This window comes from Rhodosalinus sp. K401 (assembly GCF_041365735.1).
GTDB lineage: Bacteria > Pseudomonadota > Alphaproteobacteria > Rhodobacterales > Rhodobacteraceae > Rhodosalinus.
Window position 1 is genome coordinate 262,897 of record NZ_JBGFSI010000003.1, and the last position, 21,345, is coordinate 284,241.

Genomic DNA, 21,345 nt, shown 5'->3' on the forward strand with positions numbered 1-21,345 from the left:
CCGTTACACAACGTATATACATAACGATGAACCGTGGCGTGGATATGCCCGCGGACGATAAAAGAGCAGGACCGACATCGCATGACCCTTGTTCCGGGCCAGAACTGGACAGGATACTCGGACGCCGCGGCGGACGGGATGCTGCATCGCCAGGTCGCGGCGCTGTGCCACCGGAACGGCGGCGCGGGGCGCGAGGTGCTGCTCGTGACCAGCCGTGACACGAAGCGCTGGATCCTGCCGAAGGGCTGGCCGGTCGAGGGCTGCGACGCCGCCGAAAGCGCGCTTCAGGAAGCCTGGGAAGAGGCCGGGGTCATCCCCGAATTGTCCGCGCCCGTGGCCCCCGTCGGAATCTATAACTACCTCAAGCGCAAGCGCGTCTGGCCGCACCCTTTCTGGATCGAGGCGCAGGTCTTCGCCGTATCGGTGGCCTCCCTGGCGAACCGCTTTCCCGAAGCGGGCCAGCGGGACCGCCGCTGGGTTCCGACCGGGCTTGCCGCGCGCATGGTGGGCGAACCCGGCCTCAGGGAACTGATCGCCCGGTTCTGAGGCGCGCCGGCCGGGCGGCCGCTACGTGCCCAGGCACCAGCGCATGATCGCCTTTTGCGCGTGCAGCCGGTTCTCCGCCTCGTCGAAGATCACCGAGTGCGGGCCGTCCATGACCTCCGAGGTCGCCTCGTCGTCGCGGTGCGCGGGCAGGCAATGCATGAAAAGCGCGTCGGGCTTGGCGCGCGCCATCAGCGCGGCGTTGACCTGGTAGGGCCGAAGCTGGTTGTGCCGCCGCTCGCGGGCCGATTGCGGATCGTGCATCGAGACCCAGGTGTCGGTCACGATCAGGTCGGCGTCGGCCGCGGCCTCCTGGGGATCGCGCACTGTCGTGTAGAGGCCATCGAGCGACGGATCGGGGTCGAGCGTGGCGGGCCCCGTGAACACGAGATCGAAGCCGAACTGGCGCGCGGCATGCGCGAAACTGGCGAAGACGTTGTTGCCGTCTCCCGACCAGACCACCTTGCGTCCCGCGATCGGGCCGCGATGCTCTTCGTAGGTCATCACGTCGGCCATGATCTGGCAGGGATGGCTGCTGTTCGTCAGCCCGTTGATCACCGGGATCGTCGCGTGTTCGGCCATCTCGCGCAGCACCGCCTCTTCGAAGGTGCGGATCATGATGAGATCGACGTAGCGGCTCATCACCCGCGCGGTGTCGGCAATCGTCTCGCCATGGCCGAGCTGCATGTCGGCGCCCGAAAGCACCAGCGTCTCGCCGCCCATCTGCCGCACGCCCACGTCGAAGGAGACGCGGGTGCGCGTGGACGGCTTCTCGAAGATGAGGGCGACCATGCGCCCGGCCAGCGGCTGCTCGTCGTCGGGCGCGCCCCTGGGGCGGCCGGCACGCGCGCCCTTCATGCGGCGTGCATCGTCGATCATCTGCCGCAACGCGTCGGGATCCGTGGTGTGGATGTCGAGGAAATGCGTCATGGATCTGCGTCCGTGGCTTGCGGGGTCGGGGCGCTGCCCCATCGGCTGCGCCGATGTCCCCGGGATATTGCGACAGGAAGACGTCGGCGTCAGGCGGCCTTTGCAGCGGCGCGCGCGGCGCTCGCCGCGCGATCGAGGCGACGGAGCGCCTCCTGCGCCTCCTCCGCGCCGAGGTTGAGCGGCGGCAGAAGGCGCACCACGTTGTCGGCGGCCGGAACGGTGACGAGCGCCTCGTCATAGCCCGCGCGCACCACCTCCGCGGCCGGCAGCCGGCATTTCAGGCCGAGCATCAGGCCGGCGCCGCGCACCTCCTCGAAGACGTCCGGGTGGGCGGCGACGAGCCCCTCCAGCCCCTGGCGCAGCGTGCCGCCCGTGGCGCGGACGTTGGACAGGAAGGCGGGGTCGGCCAGGATCTCCATCACGCGTAGCCCCACCGCGCAGGCGAGCGGGTTGCCGCCATAGGTGGAGCCATGCGTGCCCGCCGTCATGCCCGAGGCAGCGGTCTCGGTCGCCAGCACCGCGCCCAGCGGAAAGCCCCCGCCGATGCCCTTGGCCACCATCATGATGTCCGGCGCGACACCGGCCCATTCATGGGCGAAAAGCTTGCCCGTCCGGCCCATGCCGCATTGCACCTCGTCGAGGACGAGCAGAGCGCCGGTCTCGTCGCAGAGCTCCCGCAGACCGCGGAGGCAGACATCCGGCAGCGGGCGGATGCCGCCCTCGCCCTGGATGGGCTCGATCAGGATCGCGGCGGTCTTCTCCGTCACCGCGGCGCGCAGCGCGTCGTGATCGCCCCAGGGCAGCTGGGTGAAGCCCGCCAGAAGGGGACCGAACCCCTTCGTCATCTTCTCGGAGCCGGCCGCGGCGATCGCCGCCGAGGACCGCCCATGGAAGGCACCCTCGAAGGCGATGATCTCGCTGCGCTCGGGCGCGCCGCGATCGTGCCAGTACTTCCGCACCATCTTGACGGCGAGTTCGCAGGACTCGGTGCCCGAATTGGTGAAGAAAACCGTGTCGGCGAAGGTCTCCGCGACCAGCCGGTCGGCGAGCGCCTCCTGCTCGGGGATGCGGTAGAGGTTCGAGACATGCCAGAGCTTGCCGGCCTGGGCCGTGAGCGCCTCGACGAGCGCGGGATGGGCGTGGCCGAGCGCGTTCACCGCGATCCCCGCGCCCATGTCGAGGAAACGGCGGCCGTCGGCCTCGGTGAGCCAGGCGCCCTCGCCCTTCACGAAGGTCAGCGGTGCACGCGCGTAGGTGGGCAGAACGGACGGGATCATGGGCATGGTCCTTCGGGCTCGAAGCCCCTTGAGTGCCGCAGCGGCAAAGGCAAGTCAATCTGCAGGGAGAGGCGCGCCACGCGTCGGGGCGGCCCGGCGCGTCAGGCGCGGCGGGGGCGTCGTCGGGTGAGAAAGGCGGCAGCGTGGCTCATGGGATCTTCCTTAGCCCGGATGCGCCCCGGCCGGAAGCGAAAACCCGCCCCGCGCAGGGTCACGCAAAGGGATCCTCGGGGTAGCCGGCCCCGGCGAGGTAGAGGCCGTGGGGCGGACAGACCGGCCCGCAGGCGGCGCGGTCGCGCGCGTCGAGCGCCGCCTTCACGTCCTCGGGCGCCCAGGCGCCGGCGCCCACGCGCTCCAGCGTGCCCACGATGGAGCGCACCTGGTTGTGCAGGAAGGACCGCGCGCGCAGGTCGAAGCGGAGTTCCGGTCCCGAAGCGCCCTCCACCCGCTCCACCGACAGCGCGTCGAGCGTCTTGACCGGGCTCTTCGCCTGGCAGATGGAACTGCGGAAAGTGGTGAAGTCGTGCCGCCCCACCAGATGCGCGGCGCCCGCACGCACCGCCTCGAGATCGAGCTCGCGCGGCACCTGCCAGACAAGCCCCGCGTCGATGGTGGCCGGCGCGCGGCGCATCAGGAGCCGGAAGAGGTAGCGCCGCTCCACGGCCGAGAAGCGCGCGTGCCAGTCCTGCGCCACGCGGGCCGCGGAGAGCACGGCGACAGGCGCGGGCTTCAGATGGTGGTTGAGCGCCTGCGACAGGCGGAACGGATCCCAGTCTTTGGCGGTGTCGCAATGGGCGACCTGGCCCAGCGCGTGCACGCCGGCATCGGTGCGTCCGGCGCCGGCGATGGTGTGGGGGCCCGGTTCCAGCTTCGCAAGCGCCTCTTCCAGCGCGCCCTGCACCGAAGACTGGTCGGCCTGGCGCTGCCAGCCCACGAAGGGGCCGCCGTGATACTCGATGCGAAGGGCGTAGCGGGGCATGGCGAGGCGCATAGGCAAGGATGCCGGCGCGGGCAATCCCCGCGGGCCGTTTCAGGAAAAGACCCCGCGCGGGTCAACCGGCGCGGGGTCCTGATGGTCACATGAGCCTGGCTATCGCCCGGTCAGGTGGGTTCCGGTTCCGGCTCCGGTCCGATCCCCTCGGGCGGACGCTTGCGCGGCTTCGTCTTGGGGATCGCCGTCACACTCGGGGCGCTCGGCTTGCCGGAACTGTCGTCCTCGTCCTCGCCGAGATTGGGCGGCTCGCCCTTGATGACGCGCTTGATCTCCTCGCCGGTGAGCGTCTCGTATTCGAGCAGCCCCTCGGCCAGGCGCTCCCACTCGTCCTTGCGCTCGGTCAGGATGGCGTGGGCCCGCTCATAAGCCTCGGAGATGAAGCGCTTCACCTCGGACTCGATGAGTTCCTTGGTGTGGGCGGACACGGAGAAGCCCGCCGTGTTGCCTTGGTAGCCTTCATGCGCCTCGGCATAGTCGATGTTGCCGACCTTGTCGGACATGCCCCAGCGCATGATCATCGCCCGCGCCAGCGCCGAGGCCTGCTGGATGTCGCCCGCCGGGCCGTTGGAGACCATGCCCTCGCCGTAATGGATGATCTCGGCCGCCTTGCCGGCCATGGTCATGGCGAGCTTTTCCTCGCACTCGGACTTGTGCCAGTTGAGACGGTCGATCTCGGGAAGCGAGACCACCATGCCGAGCGCGCCGCCGCGCGGGATGATCGTGGCCTTGTAGACCGGATCGCATTGCGGCAGCGTCAGTCCCACGATGGCGTGTCCCGCCTCGTGATAGGCCGTCTTTTCCTTCTGCTCCGGCGTCAGGACCATGGAGCGCCGCTCCGCGCCCATCATCACCTTGTCCTTGGCGTTGTCGAAATCCTCCATCGTCACGAAGCGCCGGCCGACGCGGGCGGCCATGAGCGCCGCCTCGTTCACGAGGTTGGCGAGATCCGCCCCCGAGAACCCGGGCGTGCCGCGCGCGATGATGCGCAGGTCCACATCCGGGCCGAGCGGGGTCTTGCGGGCATGCACCCCCAGGATCTTCTCGCGGCCCTTGATGTCGGGGTTGGGCACCGTGACCTGCCGGTCGAAGCGGCCCGGGCGGAGAAGCGCGGGATCGAGCACGTCCTTGCGGTTCGTGGCGGCGACGATGATCACGCCCTCGTTCGACTCGAAGCCGTCCATCTCGACGAGAAGCTGGTTCAGCGTCTGCTCGCGCTCGTCGTTGCCGCCGCCGTAGCCCGCGCCACGCGACCGGCCCACCGCGTCGATCTCGTCGATGAAGACGATGCAGGGCGCGTTCTTCTTCGCCTGCTCGAACATGTCGCGCACGCGGGAGGCCCCGACGCCCACGAACATCTCGACGAAGTCGGAACCCGAGATGGTGAAGAAGGGCACGCCCGCCTCGCCCGCGATCGCGCGCGCGAGGAGCGTCTTGCCGGTGCCCGGCGGGCCCACCAGAAGCGCGCCCTTGGGAATCTTGCCGCCGAGGCGCGAGAACTTCTGCGGATTGCGCAGGAACTCGACGATCTCTTCGAGTTCTTCCTTGGCCTCGTCGATGCCCGCCACGTCGTCGAACGTGACGCGGCCGTGCTTTTCGGTCAGCATCTTGGCCTTGGACTTGCCGAAGCCCATGGCGCCGCCGCGCCCGCCGCCCTGCATCCGGTTCATGAAGTAGATCCAGACGCCGATCAGCAGCAGGAAGGGCAGAAGCGACAGAAGGAAGGTCTGGAAGCCGGACTGCTCCTGCACCTCGGCGCGCACTTCGATGCCGTTGTCGAGCAGAAGCTCCGTTACCTGGGCGTCTTCCGGCTTCACGGTGACGTAATCGTTACCGTCGGTCCCGCGATACCGGATGCGCTCGCCATCGAGCGTGACCGCGCTGACGGTGTCGTTCTCGACCGCCTCGACGAACTGCGTGTAGCTGATCTCACGGCTTTGCAGGGTCGAGTTGCCGCCGGAAAACAGGTTGAAGAGCGCCAGGATCAGAAGGAACAGGACGACCCAGAAGGCGATGTTGCGTGCGTTGCCCAAGGGGGAAACTCCTATGTCAGGTGCGCGCATGGTTAGCACGGGTGGCTGACGCATTAAATAGACATCCCCCGCCGGGGATCAATGCAAAGGGGCGCGGCGCAGGCGCGCGGCACGCGCAATTTCAGAACGCGATGCCCGCCGGCGCACGCGGCGGGCGCAGCGACAGCGCCTCCGGCGCGCCGATCCCGAGCGCCGGGCAGGCCGCGAGATGCGTGCCGTCGAACAGGGCGGGCAGCGCATGGGCGGCCCGGGCGGGCGGCGCACCGGGCGGCTTCGTCTCCACCTGCGCCCAGCCCTCGGGGCCGAGCGCGCGGATGACGTGGGTCTCGCGGGGTTGGACGACCTGCCAGCGCGCGTCCCAGCGCCGCCCCGCGCAGGCCGGCGTTTCCATCCCGCGAAGGGCCGCATGCTCGCGGAAGACGCGGATCGCCGCGCCCTCGACGCGCAGTTCGCAGCCGTGCAACGTGCCCCCTCCCCCCGAGAGCAGACGGTCGAGCAGCGCCTCGAGCGGGCGCGCGCGCGGCCTGTAGGGCGCGGACGCCACCCATTGCAGCGCCGCGGCCAGCAGCCGCAGCTGCGTGTCCGTCTCCACCTTCGCCAAGCCGTCCCGGTCGAGAAGCAGGTCGCCCGTGGGCACCCCGCAGCAATCGGCCCGGCGCGCGATTCGCGACGCAACGTCGGCCGCCCGCGCCTCGAGCGCGGCCCGCGCGCGCGCCAGCCGCGCTGCGGTCTCCGCGATGGGCTCCGCGCCCAGCCCCTCCGCCTCGAGATCGGCAAGCAGACGCCGGATGCGCGCGCGCCCGAAGGCCGGGTCCTCGTTGCCGGGATCCTCGACCCAGCGCCCCTTGAGGACACCGAGGTAGAAGCGCAGATCCTTCCGCCGCTCGCCCAGCAGGGGGCGGACGACCTCGAAGCCGGGCGGCGCGCCCGGCGCCGCCCCGGGCGGGCGCGTCCGCGCCGCGATCTCCTCTTCCGAGAGGGGCGCAGGTGCCTCTCCGTGCGGGACGACACGGCGCCGCGGCGCCATCGCCGACAGCCCTTCCACACCGGATCCCCGGGCGAGCCGCATCACGAAGGTCTCGGCGGTGTCGTCGAGCGTGTGCGCGAAAAGCACATGGCGGATGCTGCCGCGCCAGCGGTCGATCAGCGCCAGGCGCGCGCGGCGCGCGGCATCCTGAAGATTGCCCGCGCCGTCCCAGTGCCAGCGCAGCGTGGCATGGGGCCAGCCCAGATCGCGGCAGGTTCCGGCCACCATCCGGGCCTCGGCAGCGCTTTCGGGCCGCAGGCCGTGATCGACGGTCACCACCCAGAGCCGCACGCCCCAGCTGCGGGTCCAGTTATGGGCGAGATACAGCATCGCCATGCTGTCCCCCCCGCCCGAGACGGCGAGCGCGATGTCGGACGGGAACTCTGGCCCGAGCAGGCTGCCCATGGATGCGGCGAAACGCGCATCCGGGCCGGCTTCGCTCACGGGCAGCCGAGCCCGCCCTGACGCTCCGCCGCATCGTCCGCGGCCTGCGAGCCGGGAAAACGGACGCCGACATCGGCGAGGATCTGGCAGGCCGCGTCGATCCGGTCGAGCGCGGCCAGCGCCGCGCCGAGACGATAGAGCGTTTCGGGCGCCGCACCGGCGTCGGGATGCGCGCTGAACCCGTCGAGATAGACCTGCGCGGCGCCGCGCATGTCCTCCTGCGCCTCGAGCGCGCGGCCGAGACCCAGGTAGACCTGCGGTTCCAGCGGGCTGCCGGGATAGGTTTCCCGGAAGCGCCCGAACGCCTCCGCCGCCTCTTCGTGGCGCCCCTCCGCCAGCGCGGCCTCCGCGCGCTCGAAATCGGACCGCTCGCTCACGGCGAGCTGGGGGGTGTCCGTCCCGCCCTGTCCCGCGGGGGACGCTGGCGCCGGGCCGGGCAGAGGGTCCGCCGGCAGGCCGCCCAGGGTGGGCGTCTCGCCCAGCGCGCTCACGTCGCCGCCCTCGAGTTCCACGAGGCGGAACTCCAGGTCGCCGATGCGGTTCGTGCCGTCCTCGACGATGCGCGCGATGCGGTATTCCAGCTCCTCGGTGCGCGCGGTGAGGCGCTGCAGCGCGCTTTCGATGGAATCGAGCCGTTCCAGCGACGACCCGCCGGCGACGCTCATGTCCGGGCTGCCCGTCGTGGCAAGCTCGCGCCGCAGGCGCTGGATCTCGACGTTCAGGACGGTGAGATCCTGGCGGATGTCGGCCAGCGTGCGCGCGCGATCGGCCTCCTGCGCGGCCGCGGCCACCGGCACGAGCAGAAGGGCCGCCGCGAGAATCGCCGCGAAACGCATGACGGCCTCAGGCCCCCGTCCCGATCGCCAGCACCGTCACCGCGCGGCGGTTCCGGCTGTAGCAGCTCTCGTCCGAGCAGACCGCCACCGGGCGCTCCTTGCCGAAGCTCACGGTGCTCAGGCGGCTGCCCGCCACGCCGCGGCTGACGAGGTAGTCCCGCACGGCGTTCGCGCGGCGGTCGCCCAGCGCGATGTTGTATTCGCGGGTGCCCTGCTCGTCGGCGTGGCCCTCGATCACGGCGCTGTAGTCGGGGTTCCGGCTCAGCCAGTCGGCCTGCGCGTCGAGCACGGCGCGCGCCTCGGATCCCAGGGTGGACTGGTCGACCGCGAAGAAGACCCGGTCGCCCACGGCTTCCTGGAAGTAGGCCCGGCTCGTGGGGTCGCTCGCCGACCCCGCCGCACCGGTGCCCGCGCTGGCGCCTGCACCGGTGCCGGATGCGGCCATGTCGTCGAAACGTCCGGCGTCGGTGCAGGCGCCCAGCGCCAGCCCCGCCGCGAGTAGTGCCGCCTTGCCGAAAAGTGTCATCTCAGTTTTCCCGCTCGATGGTTGTTGTTTGGTCCTGACTACCATATCGCCCCGCGCTTGGGAACGCGGGTCGCGTCACTGCTGCAAGGGCCCCCAGGACGGGTCCGAGGCGCCGGCGGGCGTCGGAACCCGCTTCAGGTTGCGGCCCGACACGTCCACGGAATAAAGCGCGGCGGAGCCCTGGGCCCCCTGCGTTTCCCGGGTGAACATGATCACCCGGCCATTGGGCGACCATGTCGGCCCCTCGTCGAGGAAGCTTGCCGTCAGCAACCGCTCTTCCGAGCCGTCGGTGCGCATCACGCCGATGTGAAAGCGCCCCTCGGCCTGCTTCGTGAACGCGATGAGATCACCGCGGGGCGACCAGACCGGCGTGCCGTAGCGGCCCGGCCCGAAGCTGATCCGGGTGGCCTCGCCCCCACTTGCGGGCATTATGTAGATCTGCTGCGTGCCCGAGCGGTCGCTTTCGAAGACGATCCGCCGCCCGTCGGGCGAGAAGCTCGGCGCCGTCTCGATCGAGGGCGCCGATGTCAGCCGCCGGCTCTGTCCGCTGGCGATCTCGGTGACGTAGATGTCGGTGTTGCCGCCCTGGGCGAGGGAAAAGACCACCTGCCGCGCATCCGGCGAGAAGCGCGGGGAAAAGGTGTTCGCGCCGTCCGGAGTCGGCAGCACGCGCCGGCTTACCGACCCGACATCGAGCAGGTAGACCCGCGGTGATCCGGTCTCGTAGCTGGTATAGAGGACGCGCTGCCCGTCGGGCGAGAAGCGCGGGTTCAGCACGATGGCGGAACTGTCGGTCAGGTACTGCACGTTCGCGCCGTCGTAATCCATGATGCCGAGGCGCTTGCGCCGGTCGTCCTTGGGCCCGGTCTCGGCCACGAAGACCACGCGGCTGTCGAAATAGCCGTCCTCGCCCGTGATGCGCGAATAGACGGCGTCGGAGACCTTGTGCGCCATGCGCCGCCAGCCCTCCGTCGTGCCGGAGAATTGCAGCCCCTGCCCGAGCTCCCGGTCGGCGAAGACGTCCCAGACCCGGAACTTCACGGTCAGGCGGTCGCCCTGCTGGGCCACCGCCCCGGTGACGAGCGCCTGCGCGTTCACCGCCTTCCAGTCGGCGAACTGCACCGGGCTCGCGAAGCTGGTGATCGCGGAGATGTGCGCCTCGCGCGGGACCTCGCGGAACAGTCCGGTTCCGGTCAGATCCGCGGCGACCACGCGGGCGAGCCGCTCGCCCCACTCCGCCGCGCCGGGCGTCTCGGCGACGAAATCGGGCACGGCGTAGGGCAACGGCTCCACCACGCCTTCGGTAATCTCGATCCGCAGTGGACCGTCCTGCGCCGCAACGGGCGTGGCGAACGCCCAGAGCGCCGCAAGAGCCATGGCCAGTCGTCCGATCATCGCACCCTCATGTTCTCAGGATTGAACGTCATTTCAATATCACGCCACTGGTCGTATTTCTCGGGCGGAAGGTCGTAGCCGCCCCGCTCGCAGCGCAGCACCGCGCGCCGGGCCGCCTGGTAGGCGGTGTCCACCGCGCGACCCTCCCCGCCCTCGGACGAGACGAGGCGCAGCGAGTCCTGCATGACGGTGCCGTCCCGGCTCAGCGACATCGCCAGCGTCACCGTCACGTTCGCGGCCTGGCTGCCCACGTCCACCACCCAGCATTCCTGCACCGCCACCCGGAGCGCGTCGCGCTCCGCGCCCGTCAGCGGCGGCCCGCCCGTCCCCGAGCCGCCGCCCCCGAGCGCCTCGGCCAGCATCTCGTCCACCGCGCTTCGGTTCACATCGTCCGGCGCGGGGCTCGGCGCGTCTTCGGTCTCCTCGGCAGGGGCCTCCGGCGCCGCCGGTGCCGCCGGCTCGGGCGGCGGGGCGGCGGCCAGACGTTCGGGGCGCGCGCGCGGGCGCGGCGTGGCGTCGGGCGCGGCGTCGCGCTCTTCCGCCTCGGTGACGATCTCGGTCGTGGCCTCCTCCGGCGCGGTAGGCTCCGGCTCCGGCTCCGGCGCGGGCTCGGGCACAGGCTCGGGCGCGGCCTGCGCGGGCGGAACCGTGTCGGGTGCGGTCTCGGCCCCGGGCGGGGGCGGCGGCGCGGGGGTCGGGGCGACCCGGTCGGCCGGGCGCGGTTCGGGCCGGGGCGTCGCATCGGGCAACAGAATCGCGGTGTCCTCCGGCTGGGCGAGTTCGGGCACGCTGTCGGCGACCTCGGCCTCGGGCGCCGGCGCCTCGGGCGGAGCCTCGGGGGCCCTGTCCGGCTGCGGTTCCGCGGTCTCGGGCGGCGCCTGGGGCCGCACCGGCGGCGGCTCGGGCGCGGGCGCCTCGGGCACCGGTGCGGACTCGGGGGCCGGCTCGGCAAGGCCGTCGACGCCCGGCGCGGCCTCCGGCGGAGCCTGCGCAGCCATGATCGCGGCGTATTCCTCTCCGGTGATGACCGAGACCTCCGTCACCTCGAAGGGCAACGGCTCGGTGCGGAACGCACCGCCGAGAAAGGCCCAGGCGATCAGCAGGACGTGCCCGGCTCCGGAGATATAGTGGCCCGCATGCACCGGCCGTCCTCACTCCTCTCCGCCGTCGAAGGCGGGTCCGCCGGCATCGGTGACAAGCCCGATATCCGAGAAGCCGCCCGCGTTCAGCGCACCCATCACCTGCACCACGCGCTCGTAGGGCACGGCCCCGTCGGCGCGCAGGAAGACGCGGCGGCTGTCGCGCTCGGCGGCGATGGCGCGCAGCCGCGGCAGGAGGTCGCCCGGCGCGACCTCGGTGGTCTGGATGGCGATCCCGCCGTCGGCGGTCACGGTCACGGTAAGCGGCTCCTCCTGCTCGGCGGGCAGCGAGCGCGCTGCGGTTTCCGGCAGCTGGACCGGAACGCCCACCGTCATGAGCGGCGCGGCCACCATGAAGATGATGAGCAGCACCAGCATCACGTCCACGAAGGGCGTGACGTTGATCTCGGCCATGGGCACCGCGCGACGGCGCCGGCGGCGCGCGCTGCGGCCCCCGCCGCCTCCGGCCCCGGGAAGAAGCCCCGCGCCCATCGGCTCAGCCGTCCAGCTGGCGGCTGAGGATGGTGGCGAACTCGTCCGTGAAGGCCTCGTAGCCCGCCACGATCCGGTCGCTCGCCGCGCTCAGCGTGTTGTAGAAGATGACCGCGGGGATGGCCGCCAGAAGGCCGAGCCCGGTGGCCAACAGCGCCTCGGCGATGCCCGGCGCCACCACGGCGAGATTGGTGTTCTGCGCCTCGGCGATCTGGATGAAGGAATGCATGATCCCCCAGACCGTGCCGAAAAGCCCGATGAAGGGCGAGGTCGCGCCCACGGTGGCGAGCACCTGCAGGCCCTTCTGCAGATCCTCGGCCTCCCGCGCGATGGCCACGTCCATCGAGCGCTGGATCCGCGCCTGCACGCCGGGGATGAGCCCGCCATCCTCGCGGTGGCTGCGCTGCCATTCCGCCATGCCGGCGGCGAAGACCCGCTCGGCCCGGCCCGCGGGCTCCGGCCCGAGCGCGCCGTAGAGCTCGTCCAGCGGCTCGCCCGACCAGAAGGCGCGGTCGAAGCGCGCCGCCTCGGCGCGCGCGGCGCGGTAGGCCATCAGTTTCTGGATGATGATCGCCCAGGCCCAGAACGAGGCCAGCACGAGGACGACCATCACCAGCTTCACCGTGAAGGTGGCGCGCGCAAAGAGGCCCCACATGGAGAAATCCATCTCCTGCGCGGCGGCCAGGGTTTCCATTTCCATTGTCTGCCTGCTCGTTTCTGCCCGGGGCCGTTCATCGCGGCCCTCTTGCGTCAGACCCTAGCGGATTTGAAGGGGGAAGGCCAACACAACCGCATGCGCGGCGGCGTCAGGCGAGCAGATGGCGGAGTTCCGCCGGAAGCCGCGCGGGTCGCCCCGACGCCCCGAGCGCCACCAGCGTGACGCGCGCGTCGAAGAGCCGCTCCGCGCCGCGCAGCACCGTCTGGCGCAGCACGATCCTCGCGGGCGTCAGCTGTTCCGTCGCGGTCTCCACGGTCAGCAGATCGTCGAAGCGCGCGGGCGAGAGGTAATCCGCCTCGACCCGGCGCACCGCGAAGACGATCCCCGCCTCGGCCTTCAGCCGCGCTTGGTCGATCCCGAGCCCGCGCACCCACTCGGTCCGGGCGCGCTCGATGAACTTCAGGTAATTGGCGTAATAGACGATGCCGGCGAGGTCGGTATCCTCATAGTAGACGCGGCACTGGAACGCGTGGGACATGGCGCGGACCTTCCGTGGGACATCCGCCGCCCTCCTAGCGGCGGCGCGCCCGCGGGGCAACGGGCTGGACAGGCCGCGCCCGGGGGCTTCAGGGTATGCCATGGCATACGCTGGCGGGAAAATCCCGGTTGCCGCACCGCCCGCCGCTGCGTAAACCGCACGGAAACGCGCGGCACGAACGCTGGAGGAGGGACGACCATGGGCTACGCCGAGACCTACGCGCGCTGGAAGGAGGATCCGGAAGGCTTCTGGATGGAGGCCGCGCGCGCCATCGACTGGGAGCGGTTCCCGACGAAGGCGCTCTGGGACGACGAGGCGCCGTTTTACGAATGGTTCTCGGACGGTATGGTGAACGGCTGCTGGAACGCGGTGGACCGCCATGTCGAGGCCGGCCACGGCGATCGTGTGGCGATCATCCACGACAGCCCCGTCACCCACTCGAAGCACGAGATCACCTTCGCCGAGCTTCGGGACCGGGTCGCCAGCCTGGCCGGTGCGCTTCGCGCCAAGGGCGTCGAGAAGGGCGACCGGGTCATCATCTACATGCCCATGGTGCCCGAGGCGCTCGAGGCCATGCTTGCCTGCGCCCGCCTCGGCGCGATCCACTCGGTGGTGTTCGGCGGCTTCGCGGCGCACGAACTCGCCGTCAGGATCGACGACGCCAGGCCCAAATGCGTGATCGCCGCCTCCTGCGGGATCGAGCCCGGGCGCGTCGTCCACTACAAGCCGCTGCTGGACGGCGCGCTGGCGCAGGCGACGCATCACCCCGACTTCTGCGTGATCTTCCAGCGCGAACAGGAGGTGGCGCATCTGGAGGCGGGCCGCGACGTGGACTGGCACGCCTTCCAGTACGGGGTGGCGCCCGTCGACTGCGTGCCGGTGGAGGGCAACCATCCCGCCTACATCCTTTACACGTCGGGCACGACCGGCCAGCCCAAGGGCGTGGTGCGCCACACCGCGGGTCATCTCGTGGCGCTCAACTGGACGATGAAGAACATCTACGGCGTCGAGCCGGGAGAGGTGTTCTGGGCGGCCTCGGACGTTGGCTGGGTGGTGGGCCACTCCTACATCGCCTACGCGCCCCTCATCCACGGCAACACCACGATCGTCTTCGAGGGCAAGCCGGTTGGCACGCCCGACGCGGGCACGTTCTGGCGGGTGATCTCCGAGCACAAGGTGGCGAGCTTCTTCACCGCCCCGACCGCCTTTCGCGCGATCAAGCGCGAGGATCCCAAGGGCGAGTGCGTGACGAGATACGACCTCTCCTGCCTGCGCGCGCTCTTTCTCGCGGGCGAGCGGGCCGACCCCGACACCATCGAATGGGCCAGGGCGCAGCTCGGCGTGCCGGTGATCGACCACTGGTGGCAGACAGAGACGGGCTGGACGATCACGGGGGTGCCGCTGGGCCTTGGCGGGGTCGAGCCGAAACTCGGCTCCTCCGGCGTGCCGATGCCGGGCTACGACGTCCAGATCTTGGACGAAGGCGGGCAGCCGGTCGGGGCGAACACGCTTGGCGCGGTCGCCGTGAAGCTGCCGCTGCCGCCCGGCACGCTTCCGACGCTCTGGAACGCGGAAGGGCGGTTCCACAAGAGCTATCTGGCGCATTTCCCCGGCTATTACGAAACGGGCGACGCAGGGCTCATCGACGACGAGGGCTATCTTTACATCATGGCGCGCACCGACGACGTGATCAACGTCGCGGGGCACCGCCTGTCCACCGGCGGGATGGAGGAAGTGCTCGCCGCGCACCCGGATGTCGCCGAATGCGCGGTCATCGGGGTCAGGGACGAACTCAAGGGTCAGCTTCCGCTCGGGCTGGTCTGCCTGACCAAGGGCGTGAACCGCCCGCACGAGGACATCGTGCGCGAATGCGTCACGCTCGTGCGCGAGCAGATCGGCCCCGTGGCCGCCTTCAAGCTGGCGGTGGTGGTGGATCGTCTTCCGAAGACGCGGTCCGGCAAGGTGCTGCGCGCCATCATGGTCAAGATCGCCGATGGCGAAGAGTTCAAGATGCCGGCCACCATCGACGACCCGGCGATCCTCGACGAGATCCGCGACGCGATGCGCGCGCTCGGCTATGCGAAGGCGTGAGGTGGGGTTGTCCCGCGGCGCGGCGCGGCGCATGATGCAGGGCATGCGCCGCCTTCTTGTCGTTTGCATCGTGCTGCTCGCGAGTCCGTTGATGGCCGATACCGTGCTCGAGGATTTCGACCCGCCCGGAGACTGGACCTTCTTCACCGACCAGGTGATGGGCGGCGTCTCCACCGGCGGGGCGGAAATCGCCGTGATCGAGGGCCGGCGCGCGCTTCGTCTCACCGGCGACGTCTCCACCGAGAATCGCGGCGGCTTCATCCAGGCGCGCAAGGATCTGCCGGACGGCCTGCCCGCGGGGACCGAGGGCATTCGCCTGCGCGTGCGCGGCAATGGCGAGCGCTATTACGTGCACCTGCGCACCGGCGGGACGGTTCTGCCCTGGCAGTATTACCAGGCGCCGTTCCAGACCGGCGCGGACTGGACCGAGGTGGATATCCCCCTAGAGGCGTTCGACCCCTCCGGCGCTCTGCTGCGCGCCACGCCGCGACCCGAGGGCGTGCGCTCGATCGCGGTGGTGGCCTATGGGCGCGACCACGAGGCCGAGGTCAGCGTCGCCCGGATCGAGGCCTACTGAGACGCCGCGCCCTCGCGCGGGTCCATCATGCCCGACTTCACGCCGAACCGGATCAGCAGCACGTTGACGGGATAGGCGGCGAGAAGCCCGCAGCTCAAGGAGACGACGAGCGCGGACCAGAACAGCGGCTCGCGGGGACCCGCATCCCCCGCAAGGGAGAGATCCACGCCGATCGCGACCACCTCCATCACCGTGATCGAGGGCGTCTCGGACAGGAAGGCATCCCAGAGCGCGCGGCGCAGCCCCACGCCCTCCTGCAGGAGCGGGCCCACCGTCAGGGCGTAGCCCGCGACATAGGCCAGCGTGAACGTGACCGCCGCGACCCAGAGCGTCCCGAGTTGCAGAAGGCCCACGGCGATGAACATCCCCGCGACCTCGCCCATGCCGCATCCCGAGTAACAATGCGCCACCGACCGGAACGCGCGGCGGTAAAGACCGTCCCGCGGAATCTGCCGCCGGCCGGTCGTCCAGTAGATCCAGAGGCCGAGCGGCCCGGAATAGACCACCGTCAGCACCCAGACGAGCTTCATCAGGCTCATCAGATGGGCGTTTTCCGTGCGCAGGTCGCGGATCACCACGTAAAGGCTCGGCACCGCGACCGACGCCCAGGCCACCAGGAACCATGGAGAGGAGAGTATCGCGACGACTATATCCATGGCCCGAGCGTCGCGCCTGCCCACCCCGGATGCAAGCCCGAACACGCGGCCGCTTGCCAGGGCGCGCCGGGGCGTCCTAGCCTTCCCGGACCCAAAGGAGAGTTCCGGCATGTCCCAGACCGATCCCTGGCGCCTTGGCGCCGCAGAGATGGCCGCCGCGATCCGCGAGGGGCAGCTGAGCGCGGCCGAGGCGACCGAGGCTGCACTGGCCCGCATGGACGCGGTCAATCCGCGCCTCAACGCGGTGGTCGAGGGGCTCGAGGACGAGGCGCGCGCCCGCGCCCGCGCGCTCGACGAGCAGCGGGCCGAGGGCGGACCCCTCGGCCCGCTCCACGGCGTTCCCGTCACGATCAAGGTGAACGTGGACCAGGCAGGCAAAGCCACCACGAACGGCGTGCCCGCCTTCGCGGGGCTCGTCGCTCCGGACGACGCGCCGGTGGTGCGCAACCTCCTCGCCGCCGGCGCGGTTCCGATCGGCCGCACGAACACGCCCGAGTTCTCCTTCCGCGCCCACACCGACGGGCCGCTTCACGGCCGCACGATCAATCCCTGGGGCGATCACGTCTCGCCCGGCGGGTCGTCTGGCGGGGCGGGCGCGGCGGTGATGGCGGGGATCGGCGCGCTCGGCCATGGCAACGATATCGGCGGCTCGCTGCGCTTCCCCGCCTCGGCCTGCGGCGCGGTGACCGTGAAACCGGGGCTCGGCCGCGTGCCGGCGTGGAACCCCTCGCAAACGGCGGAGCGCGGCATGCTGGCGCAAGCCATGTCGGTGCAGGGCGTCCTCGCCCGAAACGCCGCCGACCTCGATCTGGCCATGGACGCGCTCGTCGCCCCGGACCCGCGCGATCCCTTCCACGTGCCGCTGGCCTACCGCGGCGCACGGCTCGACCGGCCGATCCGCGTGGCGTTCACCCGGGAAACCTGCGGCTACCCGCTGCACCCGGAAGTGGCGGCCGCCCTCGACACCGCGGCCGAGGCGCTTTCGGCGGCCGGCTACGCGGTGGAAGAGGCCGCGCCGCCCCTCATGCCCGAGACGGCCGAGGTGGGCTACCGCGCGCTCATGGGCGAGGTGAAGGCGCTCATGGGCGCGGACATCGCCGAGAAGGGATCGGAGACGCTGAACGCGATCTTCGCCGAATACTTCCGCCAATATCCGCCCTACGAGGGCGCCGAACAGCTTCGCGCCATGGCCGAGCGCACGCGCTTTGCCCGCGCCTGGTCGCTTTTCCTCGAGGACTACCCGCTGGTCCTGACGCCCTTCCTGGCCCATCCGTTCTTCGCGCCCGGCCGGGACGCGGAGGGCGCCGAGGGCGTGGAGGAGGCGCTGGGATCGGCCTTCTGGTCCTTCGCGATGAACTTCACCGGGCTGCCGGCGGGCAACGTGCCCGCCCGCCTTGCCGCCCTGCCGGCAGGCCCGCAGCCCATCGGCGTGCAGATCATAGGACGGCGCTGGCGCGAGGACCTCGTGGTGGAGGCGATGGCCGCGGTGGAAGCGCAGGTGGGCCCGATGGCGCCCCATCTCTGGGCGCGCATGGGCTGAGTCCGAAGACGATTTTTCGATCGAAAAATCGTCCCCACCGGCAGCCGTCGCGCGAGGATCCTTCGATCGAAGGATCCTCGCGCCGTCAGACGAACTGTTCCTGGATCAGGCGTTCCTCGAGGCCGTGGCCCGGGTCGAAGAGCAGCCTGTGGTTGATCCCGGGCTCGGAGCGGATGTCCACCTGCACCACGTCGTAGGCCGCGCGCGAGTCGGCATCGGCCATCACCGGGCGCTTGTCGTGCTCCAGAACGTCGAACCGCACCTCGGCGCGTTTCGGCAGCAACGCGCCGCGCCAGCGGCGCGGACGGAAGGGCGCGATCGCGGTCAGCGCCAGCACGTCGCATCCGATGGGCAGGATCGGGCCGTGAGCGGAGTAGTTGTAGGCGGTCGACCCCGCCGGCGTCGCCACGAGCGCCCCGTCGCAAACCAGCTCGGCCATCCTGAGCCGCCCGTCCACGGTGATTCGCAGCTTCGCGGCCTGCGGTCCCGCGCGCAGAAGCGACACCTCGTTGATCGCGAGCGCTTCCTGCACCGTCCCGTCGGCGCAGCGCGCGCGCATCGAGAGCGGATTGATCACCGTTTCCTCCGCCGCGGCGATGCGATCGGCGAGCCTCTCTTCGCCGTACTCGTTCATGAGAAACCCGATCGTGCCGCGGTTCATTCCGTAGACCGGCGCGGCGAGATGCTGCGTGCGATGCAGCGTGCCCAGCATGAAACCGTCGCCCCCCAGCGCGACGATCACCTCCGCCTCGTCCTCGGGCGCATCCCCATAGCGTGCCGCAAGTCGCGCCCGCGCCTCCTGGGCGACCTCGATGTCCGACGCGGTGAAGGCGAGCTTCAGGGCCATTCGCGGATTCCCGATGATGGGCGTATGTTTCCGAGACAGAACACAGCTTTCCCCAAAGCGCCAGCAGTGCCGCGCCGATCCGACACATGGTCGCTTCCGGGGCTTTCGGCGACACTCCGTTTCCGATAGGAAAGCAAGCCATACGCCACTGAGGAGGGACCGCCATGAACGCCCCGCACCGCGACTCCGGCTTCTTCGACGAAAGCCTCGCGTCCCGCGACCCCGAGCTTTTCGCCGCCGTGACCGGCGAGCTTTCCCGCCAGCGCGACGAGATCGAGCTCATCGCGTCCGAGAACATCGTCTCGGCGGCGGTGATGGAAGCGCAGGGGTCCGTACTCACCAACAAGTATGCGGAAGGCTATCCCGGCCGGCGCTACTACGGTGGGTGCCAGTGGGTCGACGTGGCCGAAAACCTCGCGATCGAACGCGCCTGCAAGCTGTTCGGGTGCGGCTTCGCGAATGTCCAGCCGAACTCGGGCAGCCAGGCCAACCAGGCGGTCAACCTTGCCCTGCTCCAGCCGGGCGACACCATCCTCGGCATGAGCCTCGACGCCGGCGGGCATCTGACCCATGGCGCCGCGCCCAACCAGTCGGGCAAATGGTTCAACGCGGTGCAATACGGCGTGCGGCGCGAGGACAACCTGATCGACTACGAGCAGGTCGAGCGTCTCGCGCACGAGCACAAGCCGAAGCTCATCATCGCCGGCGGCTCGGCGATCCCGCGCCAGATCGACTTCGCCCGGTTCCGCGCGATCGCCGATGCGGTGGGCGCGTATCTTCACGTCGACATGGCGCATTTCGCCGGTCTCGTGGCCGCGGGCGAGCATCCCTCGCCCTTCCCGCACGCCCATGTCGCGACGACGACCACCCACAAGACGCTGCGCGGACCGCGGGGCGGCATGATCCTCACCGACGACGAGGCGCTCGCGAAGAAGTTCAACTCGGCCGTCTTCCCCGGCCTTCAGGGAGGCCCGCTGATGCATGTCATCGCCGCAAAGGCCGTGGCCTTCGGCGAGGCGCTGCGCCCCGAGTTCAAGACCTACACCAGAAACGTGGTGAAGAACGCGCAGGCGCTCTCCGATCAGCTCATCAAGGGCGGGCTCGACACCGTGACGCATGGCACGGACACCCATGTCGTGCTCGTCGACCTGCGCCCGAAAGGCGTGAAGGGCAACGCCACGGAGAAGGCCCTGGGACGCGCGCACATCACCTGCAACAAGAACGGCGTGCCGTTCGATCCCGAAAAGCCCGCGGTGACGAGCGGCATCCGCCTCGGCACGCCCGCCGGCACCACCCGCGGCTTCGGCGAGTCCGAGTTCCGGCAGATCGCGGACTGGATCATCGAGGTCGTGGACGGGCTCGCCGCCAATGGCGAGGACGCGAACGGCGAGGTCGAGGCCAAGGTCAAGGCCGAAGTCGCGGAAGTCTGCGCGCGTTTCCCGATCTATCCCGGGATTTGAGACATCGCGCGGCGGCGCCCTGCCCGGGGTGCCGCCACGGCGCGGCCCGCCTCATCGCAGCCAGCGCAGCGCCAGTGCGAGAAGCAGCGCGAAGAGCGCCAAGTTGAAGATCAGCGTCGCGGCGACGTCCAGCAACATGCCGATACGCCGATCATTCGGGTTCACCCGCTCCAGGTGAGCGACGGCCTCGGCGTAGGCGCGCTCCAGCGCGGCGTCGTCGATCTGGCGGACCAGCCGGGGATGGCCGGCCGCCTCGGCGGCGCGCGCGACGCGCGCAAGCTGCGCGTGGACGCCCGCGGGCAGCCGCCGCCGGGCCCGCGCGACACGCCGCGAGAGCGGGCCATCGGTCAGCCCGAGCTTCTCGCCCAGCAGCGCCTCGAGCCGCGCCGTCTTCGCCGCGATGTCCGCGTGGTCCGCCATCCCGCCCCCCCGGTTCCGGCCGCCGACCCTAGCCATCCGCCGGCCTCTGGCCAAGCCCCGCGCACACGGCTACCAAGGTGCCATGCTCGCCACCCAGCTTCATGGCACAGCCGGCGATGCCCCGCCGGTTCTGATCGCCCACGGCCTCTTTGGCTCGGGGCGGAACTGGGGCGCGATCGCCAAGCGCCTGTCCGACCGCGGGCAGGTGATCACGGTGGACATGCGCAATCACGGGCAAAGCCCCTGGACCGAGCGCCATGACTACCCCGGCATGGCCCTCGACCTTGCCGAGGTGATCGAGGCCCGGGGCGCTCCCGCCGATGTCGTGGGCCACTCCATGGGCGGGAAGGCGGCGATGGTTCTCGCGCTCACCCGGCCCGCCCTCGTCCGCAGGCTCGTCGTGGCCGACATCGCGCCGGTGCCCTACCACCACAGCCAGGCCCACAACATCGCCGCGATGCGCGCGGTGGACATGTCGCGGGTCGACAGGCGCACCGACGCGGCCGAACAGCTTGCCCCGCGTCTGGACGACCCGCGGCTCGTGTCCTTCTTCACGCAGGCGCTCGACGTGGCTGGCAGGCGCTGGCGCCTCAATCTCGACGTGCTGGACCGCGACATGGATCTGATCCTTGGCTTTCCCGAGGATGTGACCGGGCGCTTCGAGGGGCCGGCGCTCTTCCTCTCGGGCGGGGAGAGCGACTATGTCCGCCCCGAGCACCGCGACAGGATCAAGGCGCTCTTCCCCGCCGCGCGTTTCGCGAGGATTCCCGGCGCCGGACACTGGCTTCACGCCGAGAAGCCGCGGGAGTTCGAGGCCGCGATCCGCGCTTTTCTCGACGCCTGATCCACCTGCATAGTTTCGGTTTTCCGAAAACTCGCCATCTTTGTTCATGAAGCTTGGCGACGAAGGCTTGCCAGCGGCCGC

Annotated in this window: 21 protein-coding genes; 6 read left to right on the forward strand and 15 right to left on the reverse strand. The window is 70.5% G+C overall.

The genetic code is table 11. From position 1 onward, the window contains the following. Positions 1 to 81 precede the first annotated feature (81 nt). The gene (locus tag AB6A66_RS05555) at positions 82 to 546 is read left to right on the forward strand and encodes an NUDIX hydrolase (RefSeq protein ID WP_371055099.1); all 465 of its coding nucleotides are present in this window, start codon (positions 82 to 84) and stop codon (positions 544 to 546) included. A gap of 21 nt (positions 547 to 567) precedes the next feature. Here the strand turns inward: AB6A66_RS05555 and argF are convergent, their stop codons facing one another. The 12 genes from argF to ybgC form a co-directional block, all read right to left on the reverse strand. Beyond that, a complete protein-coding gene (gene argF / locus AB6A66_RS05560; protein WP_371037504.1) occupies positions 568 to 1,473 on the reverse strand; it encodes an ornithine carbamoyltransferase in 906 nt (301 codons plus the stop codon). An 89-nt stretch (positions 1,474 to 1,562) separates the two neighbouring features. After that, positions 1,563 to 2,750 (reverse strand): aspartate aminotransferase family protein, encoded by a 1,188-nt coding sequence (locus AB6A66_RS05565; RefSeq protein WP_371055100.1) that lies wholly within the window; start codon positions 2,748 to 2,750, stop codon positions 1,563 to 1,565. Positions 2,751 to 2,961: 211 nt separating this feature from the next. Continuing rightward, complete coding sequence (gene truA / locus AB6A66_RS05570; protein WP_371055101.1) at positions 2,962 to 3,729, reverse strand: tRNA pseudouridine(38-40) synthase TruA; 768 nt, start codon at positions 3,727 to 3,729, stop codon at positions 2,962 to 2,964. Between the two features lie 122 nt (positions 3,730 to 3,851). Further along, a complete protein-coding gene (gene ftsH / locus AB6A66_RS05575) occupies positions 3,852 to 5,774 on the reverse strand; it encodes an ATP-dependent zinc metalloprotease FtsH (protein ID WP_371055102.1) in 1,923 nt (640 codons plus the stop codon). Positions 5,775 to 5,895: 121 nt separating this feature from the next. Then, positions 5,896 to 7,245 carry a tRNA lysidine(34) synthetase TilS gene (gene tilS / locus AB6A66_RS05580; RefSeq protein ID WP_371055103.1) on the reverse strand — a complete coding sequence of 450 codons (1,350 nt, stop codon included), beginning with the start codon at positions 7,243 to 7,245 and terminating at the stop codon, positions 5,896 to 5,898. Then, the gene (locus tag AB6A66_RS05585; protein WP_371055104.1) at positions 7,242 to 8,081 is read right to left on the reverse strand and encodes a tetratricopeptide repeat protein; all 840 of its coding nucleotides are present in this window, start codon (positions 8,079 to 8,081) and stop codon (positions 7,242 to 7,244) included. The genes tilS and AB6A66_RS05585 overlap by 4 nt, the downstream gene beginning before the upstream one ends. A gap of 7 nt (positions 8,082 to 8,088) precedes the next feature. After that, positions 8,089 to 8,607, reverse strand: a complete 519-nt coding sequence (pal, locus tag AB6A66_RS05590) for a peptidoglycan-associated lipoprotein Pal (RefSeq protein ID WP_371055105.1) — start codon at positions 8,605 to 8,607, stop codon at positions 8,089 to 8,091. A 75-nt stretch (positions 8,608 to 8,682) separates the two neighbouring features. Then, complete coding sequence (tolB, locus tag AB6A66_RS05595; protein ID WP_371055106.1) at positions 8,683 to 10,002, reverse strand: Tol-Pal system beta propeller repeat protein TolB; 1,320 nt, start codon at positions 10,000 to 10,002, stop codon at positions 8,683 to 8,685. Then, positions 9,999 to 11,144, reverse strand: coding sequence for a hypothetical protein (locus AB6A66_RS05600; RefSeq protein ID WP_371055107.1), 1,146 nt, complete (start codon positions 11,142 to 11,144; stop codon positions 9,999 to 10,001). Before AB6A66_RS05600 ends, tolB begins: the two co-directional genes overlap by 4 nt. 9 nt (positions 11,145 to 11,153) lie before the next feature. Beyond that, positions 11,154 to 11,633, reverse strand: a complete 480-nt coding sequence (tolR, locus tag AB6A66_RS05605) for a protein TolR (RefSeq protein ID WP_371037513.1) — start codon at positions 11,631 to 11,633, stop codon at positions 11,154 to 11,156. 4 nt (positions 11,634 to 11,637) lie between these two features. Then, positions 11,638 to 12,333 (reverse strand): protein TolQ, encoded by a 696-nt coding sequence (tolQ, locus tag AB6A66_RS05610; RefSeq protein ID WP_371037514.1) that lies wholly within the window; start codon positions 12,331 to 12,333, stop codon positions 11,638 to 11,640. Positions 12,334 to 12,439: 106 nt separating this feature from the next. After that, entirely contained in the window at positions 12,440 to 12,829 is a 390-nt protein-coding gene (gene ybgC / locus AB6A66_RS05615; RefSeq protein ID WP_371055108.1) for a tol-pal system-associated acyl-CoA thioesterase, read from the reverse strand. 198 nt (positions 12,830 to 13,027) lie between these two features. Between ybgC and AB6A66_RS05620 the strand changes: the two genes are divergently transcribed. After that, the gene (locus AB6A66_RS05620; RefSeq protein WP_371037516.1) at positions 13,028 to 14,920 is read left to right on the forward strand and encodes a propionyl-CoA synthetase; all 1,893 of its coding nucleotides are present in this window, start codon (positions 13,028 to 13,030) and stop codon (positions 14,918 to 14,920) included. 43 nt (positions 14,921 to 14,963) lie between these two features. Beyond that, entirely contained in the window at positions 14,964 to 15,497 is a 534-nt protein-coding gene (locus AB6A66_RS05625; RefSeq protein WP_371055109.1) for a CIA30 family protein, read from the forward strand. Here the strand turns inward: AB6A66_RS05625 and AB6A66_RS05630 are convergent. Then, positions 15,491 to 16,153 (reverse strand): DUF4396 domain-containing protein, encoded by a 663-nt coding sequence (locus tag AB6A66_RS05630; RefSeq protein WP_371055110.1) that lies wholly within the window; start codon positions 16,151 to 16,153, stop codon positions 15,491 to 15,493. The two genes, AB6A66_RS05625 and AB6A66_RS05630, sit on opposite strands and share 7 nt — an antisense overlap. Positions 16,154 to 16,262: 109 nt before the next feature. Between AB6A66_RS05630 and AB6A66_RS05635 the strand changes: the two genes are divergently transcribed. After that, on the forward strand, positions 16,263 to 17,693 hold the full coding sequence (locus AB6A66_RS05635; protein ID WP_371055111.1) for an amidase: 1,431 nt from the start codon (positions 16,263 to 16,265) through the stop codon (positions 17,691 to 17,693). Positions 17,694 to 17,778: 85 nt separating this feature from the next. On the opposite strand, the gene AB6A66_RS05640 is transcribed toward AB6A66_RS05635, so the two are convergent. Continuing rightward, positions 17,779 to 18,540: an NAD kinase gene (locus tag AB6A66_RS05640; protein WP_371055112.1), complete on the reverse strand. Its 762-nt coding sequence runs from the start codon at positions 18,538 to 18,540 to the stop codon at positions 17,779 to 17,781. A 164-nt stretch (positions 18,541 to 18,704) separates the two neighbouring features. On the opposite strand from AB6A66_RS05640, the gene glyA reads away from it, so the two are divergent. Further along, positions 18,705 to 20,000, forward strand: coding sequence for a serine hydroxymethyltransferase (gene glyA, locus AB6A66_RS05645; protein ID WP_371055113.1), 1,296 nt, complete (start codon positions 18,705 to 18,707; stop codon positions 19,998 to 20,000). A gap of 51 nt (positions 20,001 to 20,051) precedes the next feature. On the opposite strand, the gene AB6A66_RS05650 is transcribed toward glyA, so the two are convergent. Continuing rightward, positions 20,052 to 20,420 carry a hypothetical protein gene (locus AB6A66_RS05650; RefSeq protein WP_371037522.1) on the reverse strand — a complete coding sequence of 123 codons (369 nt, stop codon included), beginning with the start codon at positions 20,418 to 20,420 and terminating at the stop codon, positions 20,052 to 20,054. 82 nt (positions 20,421 to 20,502) lie between these two features. On the opposite strand from AB6A66_RS05650, the gene AB6A66_RS05655 reads away from it, so the two are divergent. Next, positions 20,503 to 21,264, forward strand: coding sequence for an alpha/beta fold hydrolase (locus tag AB6A66_RS05655; protein WP_371055114.1), 762 nt, complete (start codon positions 20,503 to 20,505; stop codon positions 21,262 to 21,264). The last annotated feature ends 81 nt before the right edge of the window (positions 21,265 to 21,345 follow it).

What these genes read in the sequence shown, in the direction of transcription:
- AB6A66_RS05555 (WP_371055099.1), top strand. Translation starts at nt 82, where the DNA reads ATGACCCTTGTTCCGGGCCAGAACTGGACAGGATACTCGGACGCCGCG.
- argF (WP_371037504.1), bottom strand. Translation starts at nt 1,473, where the DNA reads ATGACGCATTTCCTCGACATCCACACCACGGATCCCGACGCGTTGCGG.
- AB6A66_RS05565 (WP_371055100.1), bottom strand. Translation starts at nt 2,750, where the DNA reads ATGATCCCGTCCGTTCTGCCCACCTACGCGCGTGCACCGCTGACCTTC.
- truA (WP_371055101.1), bottom strand. Translation starts at nt 3,729, where the DNA reads ATGCCCCGCTACGCCCTTCGCATCGAGTATCACGGCGGCCCCTTCGTG.
- AB6A66_RS05585 (WP_371055104.1), bottom strand. Translation starts at nt 8,081, where the DNA reads ATGCGTTTCGCGGCGATTCTCGCGGCGGCCCTTCTGCTCGTGCCGGTG.
- pal (WP_371055105.1), bottom strand. Translation starts at nt 8,607, where the DNA reads ATGACACTTTTCGGCAAGGCGGCACTACTCGCGGCGGGGCTGGCGCTG.
- tolB (WP_371055106.1), bottom strand. Translation starts at nt 10,002, where the DNA reads ATGATCGGACGACTGGCCATGGCTCTTGCGGCGCTCTGGGCGTTCGCC.
- tolR (WP_371037513.1), bottom strand. Translation starts at nt 11,633, where the DNA reads ATGGGCGCGGGGCTTCTTCCCGGGGCCGGAGGCGGCGGGGGCCGCAGC.
- tolQ (WP_371037514.1), bottom strand. Translation starts at nt 12,333, where the DNA reads ATGGAAATGGAAACCCTGGCCGCCGCGCAGGAGATGGATTTCTCCATG.
- ybgC (WP_371055108.1), bottom strand. Translation starts at nt 12,829, where the DNA reads ATGTCCCACGCGTTCCAGTGCCGCGTCTACTATGAGGATACCGACCTC.
- AB6A66_RS05620 (WP_371037516.1), top strand. Translation starts at nt 13,028, where the DNA reads ATGGGCTACGCCGAGACCTACGCGCGCTGGAAGGAGGATCCGGAAGGC.
- AB6A66_RS05625 (WP_371055109.1), top strand. Translation starts at nt 14,964, where the DNA reads ATGCGCCGCCTTCTTGTCGTTTGCATCGTGCTGCTCGCGAGTCCGTTG.
- AB6A66_RS05630 (WP_371055110.1), bottom strand. Translation starts at nt 16,153, where the DNA reads ATGGATATAGTCGTCGCGATACTCTCCTCTCCATGGTTCCTGGTGGCC.
- AB6A66_RS05635 (WP_371055111.1), top strand. Translation starts at nt 16,263, where the DNA reads ATGTCCCAGACCGATCCCTGGCGCCTTGGCGCCGCAGAGATGGCCGCC.
- AB6A66_RS05640 (WP_371055112.1), bottom strand. Translation starts at nt 18,540, where the DNA reads ATGGCCCTGAAGCTCGCCTTCACCGCGTCGGACATCGAGGTCGCCCAG.
- glyA (WP_371055113.1), top strand. Translation starts at nt 18,705, where the DNA reads ATGAACGCCCCGCACCGCGACTCCGGCTTCTTCGACGAAAGCCTCGCG.
- AB6A66_RS05650 (WP_371037522.1), bottom strand. Translation starts at nt 20,420, where the DNA reads ATGGCGGACCACGCGGACATCGCGGCGAAGACGGCGCGGCTCGAGGCG.
- AB6A66_RS05655 (WP_371055114.1), top strand. Translation starts at nt 20,503, where the DNA reads ATGCTCGCCACCCAGCTTCATGGCACAGCCGGCGATGCCCCGCCGGTT.